Source organism: Agrobacterium sp. InxBP2 (assembly GCF_026191755.1).
Lineage (GTDB): Bacteria > Pseudomonadota > Alphaproteobacteria > Rhizobiales > Rhizobiaceae > Agrobacterium > Agrobacterium pusense.
In genome coordinates, this window is sequence record NZ_JAINDY010000028.1 from 59221 (window position 1) to 75382 (window position 16162).

The 16162-nt window shown below is 59.8% G+C and carries 15 protein-coding genes; 12 read left to right on the forward strand and 3 right to left on the reverse strand.

The features are described from left to right. Positions 1 to 22: 22 nt before the first annotated feature. Complete coding sequence (locus tag K7A42_RS11675) at positions 23 to 925, forward strand: LysR substrate-binding domain-containing protein (protein WP_282455206.1); 903 nt, start codon at positions 23 to 25, stop codon at positions 923 to 925. Positions 926 to 1742: 817 nt separating this feature from the next. Here the strand turns inward: K7A42_RS11675 and K7A42_RS11680 are convergent. Further along, a complete protein-coding gene (locus tag K7A42_RS11680; protein ID WP_282455307.1) occupies positions 1743 to 2618 on the reverse strand; it encodes a LysR family transcriptional regulator in 876 nt (291 codons plus the stop codon). 108 nt (positions 2619 to 2726) lie between these two features. Here K7A42_RS11680 and K7A42_RS11685 point away from each other — a divergent pair, with 108 nt between their 5' ends. From K7A42_RS11685 to K7A42_RS11715, 7 genes are all read left to right on the forward strand, one after another. Continuing rightward, positions 2727 to 3884: a CaiB/BaiF CoA transferase family protein gene (locus tag K7A42_RS11685; protein WP_282455207.1), complete on the forward strand. Its 1158-nt coding sequence runs from the start codon at positions 2727 to 2729 to the stop codon at positions 3882 to 3884. Then, the gene (locus K7A42_RS11690) at positions 3881 to 5020 is read left to right on the forward strand and encodes an acyl-CoA dehydrogenase family protein (RefSeq protein ID WP_282455208.1); all 1140 of its coding nucleotides are present in this window, start codon (positions 3881 to 3883) and stop codon (positions 5018 to 5020) included. Before K7A42_RS11685 ends, K7A42_RS11690 begins: the two co-directional genes overlap by 4 nt. Positions 5021 to 5109: 89 nt before the next feature. Continuing rightward, positions 5110 to 5982, forward strand: coding sequence for an AraC family transcriptional regulator (locus tag K7A42_RS11695; RefSeq protein ID WP_282455209.1), 873 nt, complete (start codon positions 5110 to 5112; stop codon positions 5980 to 5982). 127 nt (positions 5983 to 6109) lie between these two features. Further along, complete coding sequence (locus K7A42_RS11700) at positions 6110 to 7051, forward strand: LysR family transcriptional regulator (protein ID WP_282455210.1); 942 nt, start codon at positions 6110 to 6112, stop codon at positions 7049 to 7051. Between the two features lie 173 nt (positions 7052 to 7224). Further along, positions 7225 to 7980 carry an SDR family NAD(P)-dependent oxidoreductase gene (locus K7A42_RS11705; protein ID WP_282455211.1) on the forward strand — a complete coding sequence of 252 codons (756 nt, stop codon included), beginning with the start codon at positions 7225 to 7227 and terminating at the stop codon, positions 7978 to 7980. A 53-nt stretch (positions 7981 to 8033) separates the two neighbouring features. Then, the gene (locus tag K7A42_RS11710) at positions 8034 to 9035 is read left to right on the forward strand and encodes a zinc-binding dehydrogenase (RefSeq protein WP_282455212.1); all 1002 of its coding nucleotides are present in this window, start codon (positions 8034 to 8036) and stop codon (positions 9033 to 9035) included. A 134-nt stretch (positions 9036 to 9169) separates the two neighbouring features. After that, positions 9170 to 9526: a putative quinol monooxygenase gene (locus K7A42_RS11715; RefSeq protein ID WP_121539170.1), complete on the forward strand. Its 357-nt coding sequence runs from the start codon at positions 9170 to 9172 to the stop codon at positions 9524 to 9526. Positions 9527 to 9551: 25 nt separating this feature from the next. Here K7A42_RS11715 and K7A42_RS11720 read toward each other — a convergent pair whose 3' ends face one another. Together K7A42_RS11720 and K7A42_RS11725 are read right to left on the reverse strand one after the other, a co-directional pair. Next, positions 9552 to 10433, reverse strand: a complete 882-nt coding sequence (locus K7A42_RS11720; protein ID WP_282455213.1) for a helix-turn-helix domain-containing protein — start codon at positions 10431 to 10433, stop codon at positions 9552 to 9554. Then, the gene (locus K7A42_RS11725) at positions 10430 to 11302 is read right to left on the reverse strand and encodes a helix-turn-helix domain-containing protein (RefSeq protein WP_282455214.1); all 873 of its coding nucleotides are present in this window, start codon (positions 11300 to 11302) and stop codon (positions 10430 to 10432) included. Before K7A42_RS11725 ends, K7A42_RS11720 begins: the two co-directional genes overlap by 4 nt. Positions 11303 to 11650: 348 nt before the next feature. On the opposite strand from K7A42_RS11725, the gene K7A42_RS11730 reads away from it, so the two are divergent. The 4 genes from K7A42_RS11730 to K7A42_RS11745 all read left to right on the forward strand — a co-directional run bounded on the left by K7A42_RS11730 (position 11651) and on the right by K7A42_RS11745 (position 16157). Further along, the gene (locus K7A42_RS11730; RefSeq protein ID WP_416220908.1) at positions 11651 to 12493 is read left to right on the forward strand and encodes an alpha/beta fold hydrolase; all 843 of its coding nucleotides are present in this window, start codon (positions 11651 to 11653) and stop codon (positions 12491 to 12493) included. Between the two features lie 184 nt (positions 12494 to 12677). Beyond that, positions 12678 to 13862, forward strand: coding sequence for an MFS transporter (locus tag K7A42_RS11735; protein WP_282455215.1), 1185 nt, complete (start codon positions 12678 to 12680; stop codon positions 13860 to 13862). Continuing rightward, a complete protein-coding gene (locus K7A42_RS11740) occupies positions 13863 to 14861 on the forward strand; it encodes an alpha/beta fold hydrolase (protein WP_121539165.1) in 999 nt (332 codons plus the stop codon). Positions 14862 to 14888: 27 nt separating this feature from the next. Beyond that, the gene (locus K7A42_RS11745; RefSeq protein WP_282455216.1) at positions 14889 to 16157 is read left to right on the forward strand and encodes an epoxide hydrolase family protein; all 1269 of its coding nucleotides are present in this window, start codon (positions 14889 to 14891) and stop codon (positions 16155 to 16157) included. The last annotated feature ends 5 nt before the right edge of the window (positions 16158 to 16162 follow it).

Below are 16162 nucleotides of genomic sequence, written 5' to 3' on the forward strand. Positions count from 1 at the left end.
TCGGTAGGAAGAGATTTCGAGGATGCTGCAAAGTCGTCAATTAGAGGTTTTCCGAGCAGTCATGCTTACCGGCGGCATGACGTCCGCGTCAGAGACGGTCCGAATATCGCAACCCGCGATCAGCAGGCTCATTCGAGATCTGGAAGACGAATTAGGCTTTAAACTGTTCGAAAGGTTTGGAAATCGCCTGCGTCCGACGTCGGAGGCAGTCATCCTTTATAAAGAGGTGTCACTGCATTTCCACGGTATCGACCGCATTGGCAAAGTTGCAAACGACCTGCGCAATTCCCAACTCGGATCTGTCCGCATCGCTTGCTATACAGCGCTGGCAATGAGTTTCATGTCCGAAGTCATTCAAACTTTTGTGGCCAGCAGACCCGATGTTTCAATCTATCTGCATGATGACTCTTCTCGCACCGTTCTCGAACTGGTGGCGCTTCATCACTTCGATCTCGGTATTGCGTTCACGACTGGCGACTACCCAGGCCTGCTCATCGAGCCGCTACCTCGCTTTTGCGCCGAATGCATTCTGCCGATTTCACATCCGTTGAGTAAAAAGGAGACAATCGTCCCCAATGATCTCAATGGAGAGACGTTGATTTCGCTGGGCGTCAATAGTCTGCTTCGCATGCAGCTAGACTCCGTCTTGGCCGCAAACGAAGTTGCCTGCAAACGCCGGATCGAAAGCACGCTTGCCCTCAGTGTCTGCGATATGGTTAGTAGAGGACTCGGGGTTGGGTTGGTCGACCCGTTCACCGAAAGCTTCTACAGTAACCGCAGTCTCTGCCGCCGGCCTTTCGTGCCCGCGGTACCGTATGATTTCGCGCTCGCATTGCCAGGCGGCAAGACGCCTCCACGTATCGTAGACGAATTCTGCGGCGTCCTGCGGGAAGCTGTAGGTAAGTTGCCTTTTGCGAGGTTGTAGCGTGGCAAGGCAGCATCGAAGAGAACTCTTGACCTGCGGCATTCGACTGCACATTAAGCCCCTCGAAGATCATCGCGTCGCCGCCTCTAGTGATACTGGAGCGGAACTTTTGTCGAAGCTCAGACCAATTGCGTCAATCTCGAGGCGATAACCGTAGATGGCAGCAATCAAGATTGCCGCCACAATGGCCACGGGCGTCGCAACCGCGAGAGCGGGAATCGCGCACATTTTTTTAGCTATATCAGTTAGTTATTTCTTCCCGGTGTGCTCGACGTTTTCCCGTGCTTCACGTCCTCTACCGTGCTGCTGGGGTGGCGCGGAGCGCCTCCAATTCTTCTCTTTTCATAGTTCCATCGGCCGCCACACGGCCGTTCTCTTTCCTTCCCGCAGATTGCGGGCCTCGATCACCCCGCCGCGAAGAGCGGGGGGACAAGGGCGCTGCGCGCAGCTGACAGAAGTTGCAGCAGGGGGCGGCGGCGGAGCCCTCCCTTGTGGCCGACTGCTCGCCAGCGGCAGGGTCTAACGGGTCTCAATGAGACCCGTTGGGAAAGAACTGGTGCACGATCTCCAGATCGGTTGCTGGACGCCATAGGTGCTCTGCGTGGAGATCGGGACCCGTCTCCTGTTGAGCGATTCCAGCTCTTAAACCAGACGAACCGTCGTCCAAGCCAGTGCGTGGGGAAAATGCCACATCATCATTGTCGACCTGGCCGTGTAGACAATCGTACTCCCATTGAAGGCTATGACCTGTCGTGACAAATATATCCCTGCAAAATTGACGAGCCAACTTTTCGCTAGGCTATTCACGGATCCGCCCTCAACGGTCCATCTCGAACGACTGGAGCGTTAGGTCACGGAAAGCCTTTGAGGCTTCCGTGAGTGGTAGCGACGCGGCGGTTGCCAGAACGATCTTATGCGGCGGAATGTCGTCGGAGATTTCGAGGCGCGTCACTCCTTGCCCATCATAGGTGGCGCCGTGTGCAATGTCCGTGGCGAGCAGGCTGAAACCAAGCTTGTTGGCCACCATCGAGCGAACCATCTCGATGGATGTCGTCTCCAAAGCGATCGTCACCGGCAATCCCTGGCTTTGGGCGATCGAGAGAAAGAAGTCCCTGCTAAATGGCAGGCTTATGAGAATCAGGGGATCGCTCAACAAATCTCGCACGAAAACCGTCTTTGCGCTGGCGAGATGATGCCCGTCGTGGACGAGCGCATAGGGGCGAACCTCCTTAAGGCTCGTGAGGTGCAGCCCGGTCGGAAGGCCGACGTCATACATGATCGCGAGGTCAATTCTGCCCGAATTTAGCCCCTCGACGAGACCGCGCAGGTCATTCTCGACCAGCTCGACGCGGCTGCCGGGAAAGCGTTCCCCGAACAGACGGACAAGCCTGGGAACATAACGCGGCCCAACGGTGGAAAACACCCCGAGGGTCAGCTTGTGAGACATCAAGTCGGCAGTCCTTGCGGAGAACACCTGCTCCGCCTGATCCAGCAACCGCCGAAACTCGGGGATCTTCGAGCGCCCGAACGGCGTCGCCTGCAACCCATGGCCAGACGTCCGCCGAAACAATGGCTGCCCGAAATGCGCCTCGAGTTGCGTAACGGCTTGGGACACCGATGGCTGCGATACATTAAGCGCCCTTGCAGCAGCGGCAGTCGACCCGTGGTCGGCAACCGCGAGGGCGTATACCACCTGTCTGAGATTGAAGGGTAGAGCCAAACTCAATATCTCGTATCAATAATCTATATTTCTACTTATACCCCCGATGTGACTAGGCTGGAAGCACCATTGGAGCCGAACATGCCGTCGATCAACAGACCCTTGAGCGGAATAACGGTCATTGATTTCACGCGGGTCCTCGCTGGCCCCTACTGCACCGCGCTGCTCGCCGACATGGGCGCGGAGGTGATCAAGATCGAGAGCATGGAGGGTGACGACTATCGCAAGGTCGGCCCCTTTTTCGACGGCAAAAGCGCCCTCTTCGAGGGCGTCAATCGCGGCAAGAAATCCATCGCCATGGATCTGAAAAACCCGGACGAAATCAAGGCGCTCCACGCTCTGGCGGGGCGGGCCGATGTGGTGGTCGAGAATTTCCGACCTGGCGTGATGGCCAAGCTTGGCCTTGGGCCGGAAGTGCTGCGCGTGGACAATGAGAGGCTCGTTTTTGCATCGATCTCCGGCTTTGGCCAGACGGGGCCGAATGCCATGCGGCCTGCCTACGATATCATCGTTCAAGCCATGACCGGGCTGATGGAATTGACCGGAAACGAGACCGGCGACCCCACCATGATCGGTGAGTCCTTCGGAGACGTTGCGGCGGGCGTGTTTGCGAGCTGGGCGATCATGGTCGCGCTCTTCGAGAGGGAAAGAACCGGAAAAGGCCGGACAATCGATATCTCCCTGTTTGACTCGTTGCTGGCAATGATGCCGACATCAGGAGCGCGTGTCCTGCTCGCGAATGGCGATCCGATCCGCACCGGCAACAAGCATCCCCTATCGGCGCCCTTTGGCGTCTACCCCGCCGGAGACGGCTTCTTCGCTGTCGCGGTTTTGAACGATCGGCTTTTCAAGATCTTCTGCGAGGTCATTGGACGCCACGAATTCGCTGACGATCCGAGGTTTGCAACAGACGCCGAGCGACGAAGAAACGAGCCGGATTTGGCTGAAGCAATCATCGCCTGGGCACGAGACTTCACCGCCACCGATGTCGTCGACATTCTAACAACGGCAGGCGTTCCGGCCTCGGTGATATCATCGGCGAGGCAAGCCTGGACCTCCGAGCAAGCTGATTATCGAGGCCTTTATTCGCTTGCGGCAGCCCGGGACGGCAGCCAGCTTCCGCTTCCAGAGCAACCGGCGCACTTCATCGACGACCGACGAGGAGGCCGCACTGCGGCACCGGAATTGAATGAACACAATGATGAGATACGCGCATTGATCGGGGCGGCATGCCAATGAGCGAGCTGAATGATGAAGAGCGAATGATGCTCGAACAGATCGAGCGCTTCGCGAAACAGGAGCTGGGACCTTACGCCTCAGCTCTCGACGAGGGTGAAGAACCCGCCACACGCCATCTCAAGTTTATGTCCGCCTTGGGCCTGATGGGCCTCAACATCGCGCGGGATCATGGCGGCATTGGATTGAGCGGTATTGCCCTTTATGAGGCGGTCGAGTTGATTGCCGGCGCGTGCGGCTCGACCGCGTCGATGTTGACGGCCCATTTTCTCGCCACCGATTCCGTTGAGATCGGTGGCAACGACGAACAGAGAGAGCGAATTCTGCCGCTTGCCGCTTCCGGTCAAATGCTGGGCGCTTTTGCCCTCACCGAACCTCATGCCGGCTCCAACCCAGTCGATATGGGCACGACAGCGGTAAAGTCCGAGCGCGGATATCGCATACGTGGCACCAAGTGCTTCATTTCCAACGCAGCATACGCGGATTTCATCATCGTCTACGCCAAAACGGCTCCCGAAGCGGGCGCGGGCGGCATCAGCGCCTTTCTGGTCGAGCCGAAAGAAATCTCGAGCATCGAGTTCGGCTTGCCGGAGCGGACCATGGGCCTCAGAGGCGGTCACGTCTTTACCGTGACGCTCGATTGTGTCGTCCCATTGTCGAGCCTGATGGGGGCCGAGGGATCGGGCTTTCGAACCGCGCTGAGGGTGCTGGATAACGGCCGGATAGAAGTGGCGGCACAGGCCACGGGTGTCGCGGCGGCGGCTCTTGACGCAGCGATCGCCTATTCGAAGGAGCGGAAGGTCGGCGGGCATCCCGTTGCGGATTTTCAGGGCATTCAATGGATGCTCGCCGATTGTGCCGTTGAGCTCTCGGCTGCTCGAGCACTCGGCAAAAGCGCGGCCGGCATGCGAGGCACCGGCAAACGCTATTCGACGGAAGCCGCAATGGCCAAGCTTTTCGCGACGGAAGCGGCAGGACGTATCGCCGACAAGGCCCTGCAGATCCACGGCGGCAACGGCTACACCCGAGACTACCCGCTGGAGAGATATGTGCGGGATCTGCGTATCCTGCGAATTTACGAAGGCAGCTCGGAGATCCAACGCGGGTTGATCGCGCGAAGCCTGCTTCGTGACCGATAAATCCTCGAAGCGCATCGCCATGGCTCGAGCGTGGAGCAAGAGGTCCATCGCGCTGGCCTATTGTTCAGCCAAAAATCAGGGCCGCCGGCATGGCAACGATATTTGAGAAGGATCTTCCCGAGAACGTCCTCAGTATAGAGAGGCGAAGCAGGATCTGGAATGGCGCCATTGTCGAAGACATTCACGAGCATGCCAAGGGCTGCGTTGTTCACCCGATGCCACATGCGAATGAAACCCGGTTTACAGTCAGTCTGGCGGAGGTCGGGAGCGCGACGGAGTGCCGGCTGACGCCTGACAATGCCAATCCTCTGGAACACAGCACCAACCATATGGCGGTGATCTCACAAGGACTGCCTTGGTGGGGCTACGCGCGGCAGCTTCGGTATGCCAGATATGCGATGATCGTGTTCGATATCCCCATTCTGGAAGCGCGTTTGCAAGGTGACTTCCGTCCAGCCATTTTCGAAGAGCCGCGACTGCGCTTCAACGATCCCAGGATTCTATCACTGGTGAAGATGCTCATCGAGATCCCCGACGCCAGCGCGTCATACGCCTTGTTCGGCGACAGCCTGGTGGCCGGCATATTGGCCCTCCTGAGCGCTATTCCATTGGCTGACCGGCAGCCCATGAAGCTTGCCCCGTGGCAGGTTCGTCGGGTCAAGGACTATATGCACAGCAGGCTTCCTCGACCGGTCGAGCTGGCTGAACTTGCCGCCTTGCTCGGCCAGTCGCAATGGCATTTCTGCCGAGCCTTCAAGGCATCGACCGGAACCTCCCCATACCAATGGCAGCTTCAGGAAAGAACCAAGATGGCCCAGGGACATCTTCTCAAATCGGATGCCCCGCTTGACGTCATTGCCGAAGCGACGGGCTTCAGCGATGCCATGCATCTGATCCGGGCGTTCAAGAAGCGAACCGGCCAAACGCCGGCTGCCTGGCGACGCGAGAACAGCCTTCGATAGAAATCGCTGCCAACATCAAGCGATGTCAAGGAAGGCAAGACCGTACATGGAAGCGCAAGAACGTGCATGGCATCGGACACGGACGCGCGTATAGTCAGCTCAATTCTGCAATCAGGTAGGCTTTCATTTGGATCAGATACTCGCCATACGGACCTTCGTGCGCGTTGCCGAGGCAGGATCTTTCGCCAAGGCGGCGGACAGCATGAATTTGCCGCGCTCGTCGGTCAGCAAGCTCGTTCAGGATCTCGAGGCCCATCTCGGGACGAAGCTGGTTGAACGCACCACCCGGTCGGTGACGATGACCACGGAAGGCGTCAACTATCATGAGCGCGCTCTTCGTCTGCTTGCCGACCTCGACGATATGGACGGTACGGTCGCGGGCGCGCGCAGCACGCCTAAGGGAAAGCTTCGAATCGATATCGGATCGGTGCTGGCGAATGAAATTCTCATTCCGGCCCTGGCCGACTTCCAGCTTCAGTACCCCGACATCGATCTGATGTTGGGCGTCAGCGACCGCTCGGCCGACCTTATCGGCGAAGGCATCGATTGCGTCATTCGCGGGGGAACGCTTACCGACTCCTCAATGATGGCGCGAAAGCTGTGCGAGCTCGACTATGTGCTCTGCGCCGCGCCCAGCTATCTGAACGGACGAGACCCGCCGGCGCGTCCGGAGGATGTCCAGTCACACCGCGTCGTCAGCTATTTTTCCGCATCCTCGGGAAAGCGATTTCCCCTGCGCTTCCAGCGCGGCGATGAGCGCATCGAATATGCGCCCAGTTCCGCAGGCATCTCGGTCAATGAAAGCACCGCGCATCTGAACGCGCTGCTTGCCGGATTGGGGATCGGTCAGAGCTTCGGCTTCCTGGCGAGACCGCACATCGAGCGCGGCTCGCTGGTCGAGTTCCTTCCGGAGTGGAAACCCGAAAATCACACCCTCCATCTCGTCTACCCGGCCGACCGATTTCCGAACCCTCGGCTGCGCGCCTTTGCCGACTGGGCGGCCAGGATTTTCGAGCGGGTCGACGCCAGACGCGCCGCCACACCCGAGATCATCCATGCGGATGGATAATCTCTCCACGCCGAGCGACTTCTCGCCGCCACGCTAGCCGACTAGATTTTCCTCATCGGAGGGCGACGACAGGCAGGAAGCCAACGCCACCTCCCGAACAGTTTCAACAGTTCAACAGGCCGCGCGCATTCGGGCTGGACCCTTCCGCGCGCCCAGCATCAGGAGAAAGTAAGATGACCAACAGGCTCGCAAACAAGATCGCGGTCGTAACCGGCGCCACCAGCGGCATCGGCCTTGCAACCGCCAAGCTCTTCGCGGCGGAAGGCGCCCGCGTTTACATCACCGGCCGCCGCAAGGATGCGCTGGACAAGGCGGTGGCCGAGATCGGCCACGGCGCTGTCGGCATCCAGGCGGATTCCGCGAAGAATGAGGATCTCGACAAGCTCTTCGCTCAGGTCAAGTCGGAGCACGGACGCCTCGACGCCCTCGTCGTCAACGCCGGCGGCGGCACCATGCTTCCGCTCGGCCAGATCACCGAGGAGCAGATCGACGACACCTTCGGCCGCAACGTGAAGGCCGTCATTTTCACCGTGCAGAAGGCGCTCCCGCTGATGGGCCAGGGCTCGTCGGTCGTGCTGACCGGATCGACCGCGGGCACCGAAGGCACCGCCGCCTTCTCCGTCTATTCCGCCTCCAAGGCAGCCGTGCGCAACCTTGCCCGCTCCTGGGCGCTCGATCTCAAGGGCACCGGCATCCGCGTCAACGTCGTCTCGCCCGGCGCGACCCGCACCCCGGGCCTCGTCGAACTCGCCGGCGACGACAAGCAACAGCAGCAGGGTCTTCTCGACTATCTCGCCTCGCGCATCCCGCTCGGCCGCGTCGGCGAATCCGAGGAGATCGCCAAGGCGACACTCTTCCTCGCTTCCGACGATGCAAGCTTCGTCAACGGCGCCGAACTGTTCGCCGACGGCGGCCAGGCTCAGGTCTAACCAAGCGACGGGAGTGGTTGACGGCCACTCCCCTTTCTCAAGGAGTTAAGGCGATGCGCGCTGCAGTCTATTTCAAGCATGGAAAGCCCGAGGCCGTCCTTCAAGCCATAGAAGTCGAACATCCGAAACGTCCGGGGCGCGGTGAAGTCCTGATCCGGGTGCTGCTGCGCCCCGTCCATCACGGCGACCTTCTTGGCGTGGCGGGACGCTACCAACCAGGATCGGTAGTTCCAAAAGAAGGCGTGCGCGTCGGCTTCGAAGGCTACGGCATCGTGGAGGAAGCAGGAGATGGCGTCGATCTCAAGCCTGGCGTCCGCGCCGCGTTCTTCCCTGGCCGGGGAGCCTGGAGCGAAAAGGCTATCGTTTCGGCCGAATACGTCACGGAGATCCCGGCCAACGTCTCGGATGAAGCCGCGGCGCAGCTCCACGTCAATCCGCTAACGACGGCGCTTCTGCTGCGGGCGGTCGAGACATCAGGCGCCAAACCGGGGCGGGACGTCGTCGTTTTGACGGCCGCCGGATCCGCCGTTGCCCGACTGACGATCGGACTCCTTCTCGATCGCGGCTTCGACGTGGTTGGTGTCGTCAGGCGTGAAGCCGGCGTGAACGAACTCAACGTCGTGTTCCCGGACCTGCCGGTCGTTTCCACCGACAAGGCCGGCTGGCAGGACAAGGTCATTTCGGCCGCCGACGGTCATCCGATCGGCGTCGTGCTCGACCCGGTCGGCGGCGAGACGGCCAGCGCGGCGGCCGGGCTGCTGGCTCAAGGTGGCAGCCTCGTATCCTACGGCGATCTGTCCGGGCAGCCGATCTCGGTGCCTGCCCTCTATTTCTCGACCCGCGACATCAGGATCTCGGGCGTGACCGTCGGGCGCTGGGCGAGCCTGCCGGTCGAAATCCGCAAGGCCGATCTCAAGCTGGCGATAGAACTGGCCGCCGGCAAACCGGAACTTTTCCCGGTCGAGAAGACCTTCGATCTGGCCGATGTCGGCAAGGCCGCCGCACTTGTCGAACTGCCCGGCAAGACCGGTACGGTCCTGCTCTCCTCCTACTAGAAAGCTGCCGGGCACGGCACGCGCGCCGAAATCCGTAGCAAGAACGTCCAGAGAGAGCAAATCCGAACATCGGCGCAGGCTCTGCGCCGATCTGATGTCTTAACCGATCATCAACCACAACATGAGGAAACACCATGGCAGACCATGACAAGACATTGCCCACCGGCGTCGTCGTAAGCGCCTACTACCGCGTCCATCCCGACGATCGCCAGACATTCATCGACGCGGTCATCCCTGATATGACCGCCGCCGAAAAGATCAGTGGTTGCCGGTTCTATGCGTTCGCGCAGGACCTCGTCGACCCGAACACCTTCCACCTGATCGAAGGTTACGAGAACGAGCAGGCTTATGAGGAGCACGAAAATTCCGAGACCTTCCTCAAGGCGCTCGCTCATGTCGTGAAAAATGTCCGCATTCTCGATCGGCAGGGCGTGCGCTACGACGTTGCCAAGCTGCATGTCGACGACCCTCGCGGTCGCGTCTCCGCCTGACGCGCCGCTCCCTGGAGGCGCGCGGTCATTTCAGACCGTTTTCGCGCCTCCATGCTCCCGGCGTCTGGCCGGATCGCTTCTTGAAGGTTCGTATCAGATGCATTGCGTCGCTAAACCCGGTGGCTTCGGCCACGGCTTCGAGCGGGCTCTCCGAATTGAGGAGCAGTCGCTGAACCATTTTCACCCGCTCGTCGAGTTGCCATTGATATGGCGACACACCGGTCGAAGCCTTGAAGGCGCGCGCAAAATGCCACTGTGAGAGCCCGACCAAGGCAGCAAGTTCCTGCAACTCCACGTGTTCGGGCAGACGTGACAGCATGTATTCGGTCACCCGGTGAAGCTGCCGGGGTGCGAGCGTTCCCGAACGCGCGTGCGTTTCCCTCGTTTCAAACGCAATTGCGAATATCGCAGCGGTCAGGCTGTCGCCGTATAGCCGGTAGGTGTCATCCTCGGCAGGGATTTCCGCCAGCATCGTCACCAGCTTCCATATCCTGGGTTCGGTAAATTTCAGTCTAGGTGCACCACCCCGTGCGCAAGAAACATGGTGCTCGAACTTTTCAGAAAGTGCATTGAGGTCGAAGATGACCGTGGCGTCATAGACGAACTTCACTTCGGAAGCGTATCCCCACAACGGCGTTCCTGCCGGAGCGAAGGCCATGTTTCTGGGCTTGTGTTCCACCGGACACGGTACATTCTTGCTGAGCCGAGGCTCTGTGATGCCACCTACCTCGTCGAGATTGATCGACAAGCGGGTCATGTCCTCGTAACCGAGAGGGTGAAGGATTTCGCCTTGCGCGTAATACGCCTTCGTGATGTCTATACGGACGCTATTCCAGGACTGCGTCCGCGTGGTGATGCTGCGAATATTGTATGGCAGGCCGAGCAGTTCGGCTTCGCGCGTGTTCATCGGCGGTTACGCCTCCAGGTTCCGGGAGCCTCTCCAGTGAGCTTCTTGAAAACACGACTAAGGTGCACTGAATCGCAAAATCCGACAGCCTTCGCGATCGCGTCGAGAGGGGCGTCCGAGCGAAGCAGAAGTCCCTGAGCGGCATCCACCCGCTTGTCGAGCTGCCACTGGTAAGGCGACAGACCTGTTGAAGCCTTGAATGCCCGGCAGAAATGCCATTGCGACATCCCGGCCAGCCGTGACAGCTCGTGTAATTCGATGTGGCGAGGCAATTGGTCCTGGATATAGCTGACGATGAGTGAGAGCGCATGATCCGAAAGGCGCGCCGCTGCAGCAGGCGGCTCACCGCCTTCCGCAGATAACAGCGCGAACACGGCAGACGTGAGACTATCACCCAGAAGCATCATCGCAGGATCTTCTTGCGGGATGTCGACAAGCATCCGGACGAGTGTGTGGATCCGGTGGTCGGTGAACCGCATCCGCGGCCGCTCGAACATCCGGGCGTGGAAATCTTCCTGGAACGTCTTCTCCAGCGTTTCCAGATCGAATAGCAACAGCGCGTACCGACTGTAGTGCAGCTCCTTGGTCGCGTGCCCCCAGAGCGGCATTCCTCGTGGCACGAGTGTCATGTGGTTGGGCCTGTGGTCCAGAAGGCAAGCCTGCTGTGGTTTCAACCTCGGCTCGGTCACACCGCCAACCTCGTCGAGCGCCATGGCGATGCCGGTCTCCTCCTCGTTCAGCAAAAAATGGAGGACTTCGCCTTTCGTGTATTCGTGCACATCGACAATCGTGACGCCGTTCCAGGACTGCGCACTGCTGTCGATCCTTACGACGTTTTCGTGAAGATCGTTCGCACTCTCGACACTCATTGCCTTCCTGTTCCCTCCAGCCGCCGGCAAACACCGGTCAGCCGACAACCTATCCGCTCGCGCTAGCCCGTAAACAGTCGAATGCGGCCGGAGCGAAGTTTGGAGCAAGAACGTGCAGCTTCAGCAAGAACACGCATCGCTCGCGTGACCGGAGCCGAATAGTCTTCAGCCGTCCAACTAACACGAACAGAAACGCCGACCGTGACCTCGACCGACCAGCCCCTGCCCCTCACACGACGCGACGCGCTCCTGACTGGTGCAGCGTTGGCCGCGACGATGTCGCTGCCAGCAGCGCCCAGCCTTGCCGCAACCAAATCATCAAACCATCCAACTGACGGAAATCTTCCCATGACTGAAAGCTTCATCAAGACCAAGGACGGCTTCGACATCTTCTTCAAAGACTGGGGTCCGAAGGACGCGCAGCCGATCGTCTTTCATCATGGCTGGCCGCTGTCATCGGACGATTGGGACGCCCAGATGCTGTTCTTCCTGGCCAATGGTTACCGCGTTGTCGCCCATGACCGCCGTGGCCATGGCCGCTCAGCCCAAGTCTCCGAAGGCCATGACATGGATCACTACGCCGCCGACGCCTTTGCCGTCGTCGAGCACCTGAACCTCAGGAACGCCGTCCATATCGGACACTCCACCGGCGGCGGCGAAGTGGCACGTTATGTCGCGAAGTACGGCCAGCCGCACGGCCGCGTTGCCAAGGCCGTGCTCGTCTCCGCCGTCCCGCCGCTAATGGTCAAGACCGCCTCCAATCCTGGCGGCACGCCGATCGAGGTCTTCGACGGCTTCCGTTCGGCGCTGGCCGCCAACCGGGCGCAATTCTTCCTCGACGTCCCCACTGGACCGTTCTACGGCTTCAACAGAGAAGGCGCGAAGCCTTCACAAGGCGTCATCCAGAACTGGTGGCGGCAGGGCATGATGGGCAGCGCAAAAGCCCACTACGAAGGCATCAAAGCTTTCTCGGAAACGGATCAGACGGAGGATCTAAAGGCCATTGCCGTGCCGACCCTCGTCATGCATGGCGACGACGACCAGGTCGTTCCGATCGCCGACGCCGGCGAGCTATCCGTCAAGCTCCTGAAGAACGGCACGCTCAAGGTCTACAAGGGCTATTCGCACGGCATGCTGACCGTGAATGCCGACGTCCTCAATCCCGATCTGCTTGCCTTCGTGAAGGCGTGAGAACAAGGGCGGGCAGCGGGATATTATCCATCACGGTGGATGATGTCTCCATCCCGGCCAGCTTCTCGGCTGCTGCCCGCCCTTCTATCCTCTTCGCATCGGAAACACGGATGCGTCAGCTCTATCGGTCCGCCTACCCCAGGCGGGAGAGCTTTCGTGCATCCCTAAACCTTGAGGTTCGAGTATGACGGAGACAAGTGAGCCCTCAACCTCTTCGTGGCCTGCGGTTCTTTCAATCGCGGTCGGCACCTTCGTGCTGGTCACAAGCGAGTTCCTTCCGATCGGACTGTTGTCGCACATCGCCAACCAGTTCGACATCCAAGCCGGGCAGGCAGGTCTGCTGGTCACAGTGCCTGGCCTCATCGCGGCCATCGCGGCGCCGCTGTGCACCGTATCGGCACGAGATATTGATCGCAAGCTCCTTCTGATCGGCTTCACGGTTCTTGTCCTGATCTCGAACCTGATCGTCGCCAGCGCTTCCAGTTTTGAAGTAGCGATCCTCGGACGCGCCCTGCTCGGCATCAGTGTCGGGGGCTTCTGGACCTTTGCTGCGGCCGTCGGACGCAAGCTTGTCGCCCACCGTGACGGCAATCGCGCGACATCGATCATCATGGCCGGAATATCCATCGGGACCGTCGTCGGCGTGCCCCTCGGGTCAGCGCTCGGGAGCATCATGGGCTGGCGCCTATCATTTATCGCCGTCGCCGCATTGTGTCTGCTCGTCGCGGCAGCACAGGCGGCACTTCTGCCCAAGATCCTGATCGAGGCCGGGCAGTCCTGGCGAGGTTTGCGGGAAACAGCTCGGAGCCGTAGCCTGACGCTCGCGTTCACCGCGACCGCACTCACCGCCGGTGGCCACTTTGCCGCCTACACCTACCTCGAGCCGCATCTGGTCATCAACGCGCTGCTAGATCCGGCAAGGCTTGGCCTGTTCCTAGCAATCTATGGCGTCTTCGGTATCGTTGGCACCTTCGTCGGCGAGCGCCTGAGCCGTCAAAAGCCTGCGTCCGGGTTCATGCTCGTCGCTATAGCGATGGCGGCGTCGATCATCCTGACCGCTCTTTTGTCTTGGAACCCTTTCGCCGAGGCCGTCGCCGTTGCCCTATGGGGAGCAGCTTTCGGAGCAGTTCCCGTCTGCGTGCAGATCTGGACCTATGCCTCCGATCCCGCAAGGTTCGAAAGCAGTTCTGCGATCACTGTCAGCGTCTTTCAGATCGCAGTTGCTGCTGGCTCATTTTTCGGCGGACTGGTCGCCGACGCGCAAGGGATTATCGCCGCCTTCCTGGCCGGCGCATGTCTGAACCTCCTAGCTGCACTGCTGGTCGCCAGGAAGATCCTTCACCCCAATATCATCACAAAGGAGATCTGAATGATCGTTCGTCCGCTACTGTTCGCCATTGCCGCGTTTACCGCAAGCGTTGGGATGGCTGATTTGGCTTCGGCTCAATCCGCTACGGCTACTACCGCCGCGCCGGCGCCAAGCGATGCCGAGCTCGTTGCCTCCCTTCCAGGCTTTCGCAATGCCGATGTCACCGTTAACGGCGTCAAACTTCACTACGTGATCGGTGGACAGGGTTCACCGGTGGTACTGTTGCCGGGCTGGCCGCAGACGTGGTGGTCCTGGCACAAGATCATGCCTGAGCTTGCCAAGGGTCACACGGTCATATCGCTCGACATTCGCGGCATGGGGCAATCCGACAAGCCGGCCGATGGCTATGAAAAGAAGACCCTCGCCAACGACGTCCATGAACTGGTGAAAGCCCTCGGCTTTCAAAAAGCCGACATCATCGGCCACGATATTGGCTCGATGGTCGCCTTCGCTTACGCCGCCAATTACCCGGAAGCGACAAGCAAACTGATCATGCTGGACATCCCACATCCAGATGCTGAGCTTGCTAAATGGCCGCTGCTGCCGACGGTAGGGACCTTTAGCGACAAGATCGATGAGAATCATGGATATCCGTGGTGGTTTGCCTTTCATCAAGTCAAGGGCCTTCCCGAGGATCTTCTCGAGGGTCGCCAGGCGATCATGCAGAACTGGCTCTTCCGCTATTTGATGAAGGACGAAAGCAAGATCGACGCGCGTGACCGTGCTGTCTATGCAGCAGCCTACGGCGACCGCGATTCAATCCGAGCAAGCGACGGCTGGTACCAAGCCTTCCCGCAAGACATCATTGATGATGGCAGCTACGCCAAGCTCGAGATGCCTGTACTGGCGCTCGGCGGAACCGGCTACGGTTGGCTCAAGGCGACCCTGGAGCGCAAGACAACCAATCTGACCGCGATCAAGATTGCGAACAGCGGGCACTTCATCGCCGAGGAGCAGCCAGAAGAGACGCTGAAACTCATCAACCAATTCCTCAATTAAAGCATCAACTCGGGAAAGAACCCACCCATGACCGTTCAAACGACCGACGCTTCGCGTCGCCGCATATTGCAGCTTGCTCTCGCCCTGCCTGTCGCGACCGCCTTCGTTTCGCAAGCTGCTGCATCAAGCTCCGCAGGCATCCTTCCGCCAGCGACGAAAGACATCAAGCCGTTCAAGGTGTCGGTGCCACAGTCGGTCATCGACGACCTGAAGCGCCGGCTTAAGAACACCCGCTGGCCCGAAAAGGAAACCGTTTCCGACTGGTCCCAAGGCGTCCCTCTTCAAAAGGCGAAGGCGCTGATCTCCTACTGGGGAGAGAAGTACGATTGGCGGAAGTTCGAGAAGCGCATCAACGCCTATCCGCAGTTCCGCACGGAAATCGACGGGCTCGGCATCCACTTCATCCACGTCAAGTCGAAGCACGAGAATGCTCTGCCGATCATTCTCACCCATGGCTGGCCGGGGTCGGTCGTCGAGTTTCTCAAAGTGATCGAACCCCTAACCAATCCAACCGAGCACGGCGGCAAGGCGGAAGACGCGTTCCACGTCGTCATCCCCTCGCAGCCCGGCTTCGGCTTTTCCGACAAGCCGGCCTCTGAAGGGTGGACCGTGGTGCGGACCGCCAATGCATGGGCTACACTGATGAAGCGCCTCGGCTACGACAAGTGGGTGGCGCAAGGCGGAGACTGGGGATCTGGCGTCACTCATGCGCTCGGACATGTCCGGCCCGAAGGGCTGGTGGCAGCCCATGTGAACTGGCCGCTGGTCTTTCCGGAGAAATTCCCGGAGAACCCGACGCCCGAGGAAAAAGCCGCGATGGATGCGGCGATGAAGTTTGCGAACGATCAGTTCGGCTACTTCAAGGAACAGGCGACTCGGCCCCAGACGATCGGATATGCGCTAGCCGATTCACCCGTCGGCCAGGCGACGTGGATCTACGAGAAATTCCAGGCCTGGACGGACAATCGCGGCGAACCAGAAGACGCGCTGACGGTCGACGAGATGCTCGATGACATCTCGCTCTACTGGTTTACGGATACGGCCGCCTCGTCCGCCCGAATCTACTGGGAAAACGCCCGTAACGGCGGCGGTTTCGACGCCGGTCGGATCGAACTGCCGATGGCAGCCACGATCTTTCCGAAGGAGATTTACCGCGCACCGAAGGCGTGGGCCGAAGCCCACTGGCCGAACCTGTTTTATTGGAACGAGGTCGACAAAGGTGGTCACTTCGCCGCTTTCGAACAGCCCGACCTCTTCGCGCAGGAAATGCGCGAGGCCTTCAAGTCCATCCGCTGATCCAA